Origin of the sequence: Halobacillus alkaliphilus, from assembly GCF_900113125.1 — a bacterium.
Lineage (GTDB): Bacteria > Bacillota > Bacilli > Bacillales > Halobacillaceae > Halobacillus > Halobacillus alkaliphilus.
In genome coordinates, this window is record NZ_FOOG01000080.1 from 1 (window position 1) to 6039 (window position 6039).

Annotated in this window: 7 protein-coding genes; 5 read left to right on the plus strand and 2 right to left on the minus strand. The window is 42.2% G+C overall.

What is annotated here, in order from left to right; all coding sequences use genetic code 11:
• Both BMZ06_RS20100 and BMZ06_RS20105 read right to left on the minus strand, forming a co-directional pair.
• Nucleotides 1-235, minus strand: a 235-nt coding sequence (locus BMZ06_RS20100; protein WP_175477950.1) for a helix-turn-helix domain-containing protein, incomplete at its 3' end; no start/stop codon positions are given.
• A gap of 491 nt (nucleotides 236-726) precedes the next feature.
• A complete protein-coding gene (locus BMZ06_RS20105; RefSeq protein WP_089754994.1) occupies nucleotides 727-1938 on the minus strand; it encodes an MFS transporter in 1212 nt (403 codons plus the stop codon).
• A gap of 101 nt (nucleotides 1939-2039) precedes the next feature.
• Here BMZ06_RS20105 and BMZ06_RS20110 point away from each other — a divergent pair, with 101 nt between their 5' ends.
• From BMZ06_RS20110 to BMZ06_RS20130, 5 genes are all read left to right on the plus strand, one after another.
• Nucleotides 2040-2918: a LysR family transcriptional regulator gene (locus BMZ06_RS20110; RefSeq protein ID WP_342709228.1), complete on the plus strand. Its 879-nt coding sequence runs from the start codon at nucleotides 2040-2042 to the stop codon at nucleotides 2916-2918.
• Nucleotides 2911-3141, plus strand: a complete 231-nt coding sequence (locus BMZ06_RS21185) for a nucleotidyltransferase family protein (RefSeq protein ID WP_089754998.1) — start codon at nucleotides 2911-2913, stop codon at nucleotides 3139-3141. The genes BMZ06_RS20110 and BMZ06_RS21185 overlap by 8 nt, the downstream gene beginning before the upstream one ends.
• Entirely contained in the window at nucleotides 3138-3488 is a 351-nt protein-coding gene (locus BMZ06_RS20120; protein WP_175477951.1) for a nucleotidyltransferase family protein, read from the plus strand. The genes BMZ06_RS21185 and BMZ06_RS20120 overlap by 4 nt, the downstream gene beginning before the upstream one ends.
• A gap of 75 nt (nucleotides 3489-3563) precedes the next feature.
• Nucleotides 3564-4364 carry a YtvA family blue-light photoreceptor gene (gene ytvA, locus BMZ06_RS20125; RefSeq protein ID WP_089755002.1) on the plus strand — a complete coding sequence of 267 codons (801 nt, stop codon included), beginning with the start codon at nucleotides 3564-3566 and terminating at the stop codon, nucleotides 4362-4364.
• Between the two features lie 185 nt (nucleotides 4365-4549).
• Nucleotides 4550-5710 (plus strand): acyl-CoA dehydrogenase family protein, encoded by a 1161-nt coding sequence (locus BMZ06_RS20130; protein WP_089755004.1) that lies wholly within the window; start codon nucleotides 4550-4552, stop codon nucleotides 5708-5710.
• Nucleotides 5711-6039: the final 329 nt, after the last annotated feature.

Genomic DNA, 6039 nt, shown 5'->3' on the forward strand with positions numbered 1-6039 from the left:
TGGCCGTGCTATCCACTTCCTTTAACCAAAGGAATTCTCTTTTAAGCTTGGGTAGTTGTTTGGAACAAGTAGAGTAACTCAAACCTTTTCCGGTCTCCTTGTAGGCACTGCTCCATTCGGAGAGGAAATGATTGAAGACAAAACGAGCGCAACCGATTGTCTTAGCGATGAGCGATTCTTGGGTTTTATTTGGATAGATACGAAAGTTATACGCTTTATGCCTCAACCTTTCCACCTCCTAATCAGGAACGTATGTTCTTACTTTAGAATATCACGGAAGGGAGAATATTCAAAGGCATTCGCCTTACGGCAACGGCATTCATCACCTCCTTACCACCGGTCTTCGACACGGCGCTTGAAGAGGGAGTCTTCTGCTGATGAATGATAAAAAATTATCAAATGTGCAAAAAGTTGAATAATTAGTCATCATACGGGGTATCGTGATTTATAATTAAAATTTGAAACGTCCAGGGATATTCATTCGTAAAGAATTGTAGTAGATAAATGAAGGTAGTCTTATAAAAACTCTGCATCATAATGAGGTGAAATCATGAAGAGAGTAGACCAGATTGTCGATTATTTAAAGACGCTGGGAGTAGAAGTTGAGAAGGTTTACAAAACCCCAAAGGAAGAGACGAGATAAGAGAGGTCGAAGGGTCGTTAATTACTTACTTAGAACGAAAAAGAAATAAGGTATGTTTCCGCGAAGAGAAACATACCTTATCGTCATGCTGGTTTCTGCTTGGTTATGGCAGCAAACTGAGGATCTCTTGCTTGGAAGAAGGCCCATACCATTCCGGCAAAGCTGATTCCACTTAATAATAGAAAAATATAATGGACCCCGTGTGCGGAAGCAATATATCCGAAAATCGGTCCTGTGGTGACAACAGAAGCCTGGTTGCATAGCATGCGAAAGCTGGACATTCGCCCGTGGAAATCCGGGTCTGTCGCCATTTGCTGAACAGACTGCAGAAGGGCACGGACAAAAGAAGTACCTAGCCCTACTAAAACTACACCTAATACGACGACTAATAAATTTTTTGTGATTCCTAGCAGCAAAAGCCCGCCTGCCATCATACCAAGAGAGAAAAGAGCCAGGTGATTTTTCCACTTAAGCCACCACCATGTACCCACTATCCCCGCTGTAATTCCTCCAATTGAGAAAGCAGCATCAAGAAACCCATAGACCGTCGAAGTTTGATTTAAATAAGCACTGGTATAAACAGATAAGAAGCCTAGCACTGTGTGAAAAGTCAATTGGCCAAGCATCATCATGACGAATAGTCCATGCAGCATATGGTGACTTTTTAAATATACAAACCCTTCTTTTAATTCTTTGAAGAAAGGAGAAGCATTTGCAGGTTTTCTCGTTGGGGAAGGTTTATATGAAAGGCACAGCACAGTAAAGAAAGCCCCGATGTACAATCCCGTAACGATGAGCAAAGAAATTGAAACAGGCAGAAGTCCAGATAGAATTCCCCCTAAAGCAGCTCCGATCAGGCTGCCTGATATAGTGGCTGATCCAGATAAGGAAAAGATTCTTGGCAAGTCATTTTTTTGAAATACTTCAGCGACAAGAGCTTGTAAAGAAGGTCTGAACAGGGAACCAAGTGTTTGGAGGACCATGTGCGTCAAAATCATCACCCACGGGTTGATTAAGCCGAGCAGAAAGGTCCCCCATAAAAGCAATAAACAACCAATACTCCCGCCCCCTGCGAGAGACGCTAGTTTTTTTCGATTCGAACGATCGACGACTACCCCAAAGATCAGGTTGGAAAATAAACCTGGTAAAAATCCAAAACTGACGAAAACTCCGGTGTATATCGCGTCTTGAGTCCATTGATACAGAAACCATGTAATTAATACAAAATACATAGCTCGACCACATTCATATAAGAAATAAGTGGTTAATAGACGGTACGTATTAAGTCGATTCATCGGTAACCTCCCCCTCCTATAAATTAATTCCATCTTATCCTAATAATGGAGATAAGGATAATGCTGTTTTATTATTGAAAACGATAACTTTTACTTATGGAGTGATAAATTTGAAAATAGATGATTATGAATTATTGCTTCAGTTATATCGAATCAAAACGATAAGGGGCACAGCTAAGAAAATCCTTATATCACAGCCTGCAATTACCCAACGGTTAAAATACATAGAGAACCATTTTGGAGGAGCTATTTTCTTAAGAACCCCAAAACAACTCGTTCTTACTGCTCTTGGTGAAAGTGTCCTGAAACACGCAGAGGAAGTCGTAAAAAGAGAAGCCGATTTTTGCGACCGCCTTCTCCAGCAAGATGGAGATAGGGTAGCTGGAACTCTTTCCATAGGAGCATCTTCTTTGTTCAGTCAACATTTTTTACCGGGGGTTTTAGAATCTTTTACAAAAAAATATCCGAATGTATCGATTGATCTGGTAACAGGGGTAAGTGATGAAATAAGAGAGTCCTCCAGCGAGTTTCATGTATGTATCGTGCGCGGTGAACCGATTCGAACCATGGTTAGCCATCATCTTTTTGAAGATCCTCTGTATTTAATGGATACTATGCCTTTAAATGAAGACATAGCTCGCCCTCTTATTGAATTTAAAAGTGATCCTGGATTTCAAAAAGTACTGGAGGAGTGGATGGCTATTCAGCCTCAGCAAGCATTTAATAGGTCAATCAAAATTGATCAGTTTGAAACTGCCAAGCAGATGATGAAACGCGGTTTAGGTATGGCTGTACTGCCAGAAAGCGTAAGCAGAGATCTTAAAGATTTCTATTCCATCCCTCTGGAGGTGGACAATCGGCCCTTGAGCAGGAACACATGGGTTTGTTACCAGGAAGGACTTCGTCAATTATTACAAGTGGACGCATTTATTCACGAACTTGAGAAGACCAGATGGTTTGAGGGAGAAGGAATTGACTAATTTAGAAAATGAACTAATAGAAATCATCCGGGCACATCCATATATTCAACAGCTGTTTGAGGCGATGGATCACTATATAGGAGATTGCTATATCGGGGCCGGGGTTATTACGCAGCCGGTTTGGAATAAGCTCCATGACTTTGACTTAACTTATGGAATAGATGACGCGGATATTATTTATTTTAATCCCCCCTCGAAGGGCCTTCCAGGGAAATGGAAATGAAAAAGGAAACGAAAATACGAAAAGCACTGCCTCATTTTCCTTTTGAAATTGATTTAACGAATGAGGCTCTCGTTCATCAGTGGTATGAGCAGAAGTTCAATAAAAAGATAGCCCCTTATCAATCAGCTGAGGAAGCGATTGAAACTTGGCCGACAACTGCATCAGCGATCGGTGTGAAGCGAGTAGGAGGCGAATACAAGATCTACGCTCCTTATGGATTACAGGATCTGTTTATGGGAATAGTGCGTCCCAATAAAGTTTTAGTTCCAGAGCATGTTTATGAGAGCAAAGCGGTTAAATGGAAAGCCCGCTGGCCTGGACTAACTGTGCTGGAATGGTCTGTGTAAGGTATGATTGGAAATTTTCTATGATTCATTTTATGATAATAGTATTCATTCCACTACCAAAGGGGATTGCTTAGTATGAACGAAGAGACATTCGATAAATTAGAAGAAATTCAGCAAAACGAATTCATTAAGGCAGCTATTGATCGAGTGGGGGCAGGTGTGGTTATCTCTGACCCGGAGCAGGAAGATAATCCAATGATTTATTGCAATAAGGGATTTGAGGACTTGACGGGTTATGAGGCAGAAGAGATCCTCGGAAAGAACTGCCGGTTTTTGCAGGGCGAAGATACAAGCCCTCAAATGGTAGATAAGATTCGTAAAGGACTCTCGAATTATGAAAATGTTCTGGTAGAGCTTAAGAATTATAAAAAAGACGGGACGATGTTCTGGAATGAACTACAAATCTTTCCTGTTTACATACAACAAATGGACCAGAATTATTTTGTCGGTGTTCAACGAGATGTCAGTCAGCGTAGAGAACAGCAAGAACTGATTGGACATTATCTATCCGAAGTCAAACGGCTGTCTACGCCTATTGTTCCATTGGAAGACGGGATTTCTGTACTTCCGCTTGTGGGGACCTTTGATGAGGAGCGCCTTAACGAAATGCTCGACTCCGTTAGTCACCATGTGAAAGAATCTAAGGAAGATTTTTTAATTATCGATATGTCCGCTGTACATTCCTATAACGAAGCGGTTCATATGGGGATTTACCAGATGAATCAACTGTTGGATCTAATGGGCACGACTTTGATTATTACGGGGGTTAAGCCAAGCTTTGCCATTCAGAGTGCACCATATGCAGACTTCAGTGAATTATCACTTCAGTCTTATGCTTCTGTTAAACAGGCCCTGAGCGCGGTTCGAGGGCGATAGATAACGGAATGTCCGGCATCTTCCAGGTGTCGGACTTTTTTCAACTGAAGTCCGCAGGTTCTGTTTTTTTCTAGTCTGGATATAGTAAAAAACAATGGATGAAAACTCCGTTTAAGCCTAGTATTGGCTTAATTCCGACTGATTTTGTAAGATTTAATTATATATTAAATTGGGAGTGGATGTATATGGTTGATCTTTTTGATAATTGGATTAAAAATGACCGTCATCAAAGATTGTTTGAAAAAGCTGAACGGATTGCTAAGGAAGCAAAAGCACAGGTAAGCAGAACGGACCCTGAGGCTGTTTTTTCCCATCGTACTTTGAAAGTAATAAAACAGGAGAAATACCCATCGCTTACCTTATCAGCTGCTTACGGAGGAGAAGATCTCTCTCTCTATGAATTTTTATTGCTCCAAGAAAAGATAGCAGAAGGTGATGGATCTGTTGCATTATCTATCGGCTGGCATTTAGGTATTATGAAAGAGTTAAAGGAAGACAAGCTTTGGAGGAAGAATGATTTTGATCGCCTGGCTAAAGAGGTGGCTGAAGAACAGAAGGTTGTTAATCGGGCAGCTACGGAGCCGGCAACTGGAAGTCCAACTCGTGGAGGGGTTCCGGAAACCAAAGCAGTCAGGAATGGAGATCGTTATATCATCACCGGTCGTAAAACATTTACATCTATGGCGGACCATTTAGATTATTATATAGTTTCTGCTTATGTTGAAGATTTAGATGAGATTGGCTGGTTTCTCATTGACCGTCATCATCCTGGACTTACGGTCGATAAAACATGGGATACCCTGGGTATGAGAGGTACGGAAAGTGACGATTTAGTATTGGATGGAGTAGAAGTTAATTTAAGTGATTTAGTAGAGAGAAAATCAAAAGAAAAGCCTGCTCCTAAAGGATGGCTGCTGCATATTCCGGCGTGTTATCTAGGAATTGCTACAGCTGCGCGAAATGATGCAATTGAATTCGCTCAAAACTTCCAGCCAAACAGCTTGGATACTCCAATTGCAGAAGTGGGACATATCCAGGATAAAATTGGTGAAATGGAATGGAAGCTGCTGCAAGCTCACTCGTTTATGTATACGGTGGCAAGAAAATGGGATGAAGAACCCGATCAGCGAAAACAAATGGGTGCGGAGTTAGCCGCGGTTAAACTGGCCGTCACTAATACCGCGGCAGAGGTCGTGGATTTAGCAATGAGGATTGCCGGAGGAAGAGGCTTATCCAAGCAGTATCCATTCGAAAAATATTACCGCGACGTCCGAGCTGGTCTGCACAACCCGCCTATGGATGATGCAGTAGTGAAGATGCTCGCGAAACAGGCTTTATCAGAATGATACCTGTGTTAGATTTGTAATTTTTATTTATAAGCGGTTATTAAAGAATAGGGCCGGTTACTGTAAGACTCAGTTTCGAGATATTGTGTGGAAAAGGGCTCCAGGGAACGACTCGCTTTCCGCGGCCCTGCACGACGCAGGGTCGTTCGACGTTGCCACAGGACGTGGCGATCTTAGTCGAACATCCCATGTGGTGAGCTTCCTCGGGCTTAACAGCCCTGCGGGATCTCACCTGTCATGTTCATCCCGCAGGAGTCTTCGCCGTTCCCTTCCGCCCCTTTGCGATCATGGAGCGCTCGAAATTCTCTGCATAAACGCGTTCCAATGAA

Bases quoted from the DNA above. Each gene is read 5' to 3' on its own strand.
- BMZ06_RS20105 (WP_089754994.1), bottom strand. From the start codon at position 1,938: ATGAATCGACTTAATACGTACCGTCTATTAACCACTTATTTCTTATAT.
- BMZ06_RS20120 (WP_175477951.1), top strand. From the start codon at position 3,138: ATGAAAAAGGAAACGAAAATACGAAAAGCACTGCCTCATTTTCCTTTT.
- ytvA (WP_089755002.1), top strand. From the start codon at position 3,564: ATGAACGAAGAGACATTCGATAAATTAGAAGAAATTCAGCAAAACGAA.
- BMZ06_RS20130 (WP_089755004.1), top strand. From the start codon at position 4,550: ATGGTTGATCTTTTTGATAATTGGATTAAAAATGACCGTCATCAAAGA.